The sequence below is a fragment of the Phyllobacterium sp. P5_D12 genome (assembly GCF_054049495.1).
Map to the genome: position 1 here is coordinate 1 of NZ_JBFUMG010000887.1, position 1,257 is coordinate 1,257.

At 53.7% G+C, this 1,257-nt stretch carries 2 protein-coding genes; one reads left to right on the forward strand and one right to left on the reverse strand.

The genetic code is table 11. The annotated features are described in order from the left end of the window. Window positions 1-424, forward strand: a 424-nt coding sequence (locus tag ACXJ5O_RS27345) for a pyridoxamine 5'-phosphate oxidase family protein (protein ID WP_457302651.1), incomplete at its 5' end; no start/stop codon positions are given. 108 nt (window positions 425-532) lie between these two features. Here ACXJ5O_RS27345 and ACXJ5O_RS27350 read toward each other — a convergent pair. Then, on the reverse strand, window positions 533-958 hold the full coding sequence (locus ACXJ5O_RS27350; RefSeq protein ID WP_457302652.1) for a hypothetical protein: 426 nt from the start codon (window positions 956-958) through the stop codon (window positions 533-535). Window positions 959-1,257: the final 299 nt, after the last annotated feature.

Sequence of the window (1,257 nt, forward strand, 5' to 3'; positions counted from 1 at the left end):
GATGTTGGGTCTGGTGGGGGTGGAAGAGAGCCATACGCGACCTATGACAGCCCAGGTAGAGGGAGATCATGGACCCATCTTCTTCTTTACTTCAACTGAAAGCTCGCTTGTCCAAAACCTTGGAGAAAACAGCCGGGCCGTTGCAGCGTTCGCCGCAAAGGGCCACGATCTTTTTGCTTCCGTTCATGGATCGGTTGCTGTCCACAACGATCGCGCCACAATCGATCGACTGTGGAATACCTTTGTGGCGGCGTGGTACGAGCACGGAAAAGACGATCCTAAACTTGTTCTGCTGCGCTTCGAAGCGGACCGCGCTGAAATATGGTTGAACGGATCGAGTATTCTGGCAGGTATCAAAGTGCTTATCGGAGTCGATCCGAAGGCAGACTATAAGAAAGATGTGGCCGACGTCACTTTGAGCTGATACCTCGGAAGCGCCCTACCACCCGTCGCGATATCATCGCGAGCTTTTTCCCCCACGAAATGTCGAGAGCAAACTCCCGGCTGCACTTATTCATCTGTGGCTATTTCGTCACAAAACTGCCCCAAAGCAAGGATCGGTTCTGCGGGCAAAATGTTCGTAAGTGATTTGCCAAGGATCGCTGTTGGAAGATCTTTCCTCGCCGATCCAATGGAAGCTGTCAGCAGTGATCTCAGTGAAACGCCATCGAGCTTTCAGACCACGCGAGTCGTCGCCGATCTGAACAATGTCCTTACCCTCGGCCCGTCCGATCTGGCGCGAGTAATCTTGGTTGAGCGGGTCACTCCAGATGATATGCCAGCCGCCAATGCCTGGATCGAAGATGCGCAAAGTCGTACCATACATGGTGGACGGAGCAGGCCGTTTTGGCCTGATCCAAATATCCTGGATGGCGCGACCTTCCAGCACCCAGCCGAAATGGATTTCTCCAGTCGATCCTTGGGTTGTGCCATCGTCGAGATAGCGGATGGTTTCCATTTCCCAGCTTCCGATTAACCAACTATATAGGTTCATGTCTCTCGCCCGGTCGGCTGGCGGAGCTTCGGATCCGAGAGCAGCGAGAAACAGGGATATCGTCATAGTCAAAAGACCCTTTATTCTTCGCCGGCCAAGGGATGAGGAGTCTAGCACAGCCTTCCTGACAGCCATCCGTCAGGAGACGCTCAGTATTCTTCGCCGTCACCTCAGGGTTTAGAAATCCCATCGGCATGATCGTCGTGGCGGTCTTCTGCCGCGACATGGCGCAATCATGTCGTTGTAGCTGGCCATGGTTGCTT

Excerpts from the sequence above, each read along its gene's own strand:
- ACXJ5O_RS27350 (WP_457302652.1), bottom strand. The coding sequence starts at position 958 with ATGGAAACCATCCGCTATCTCGACGATGGCACAACCCAAGGATCGACT.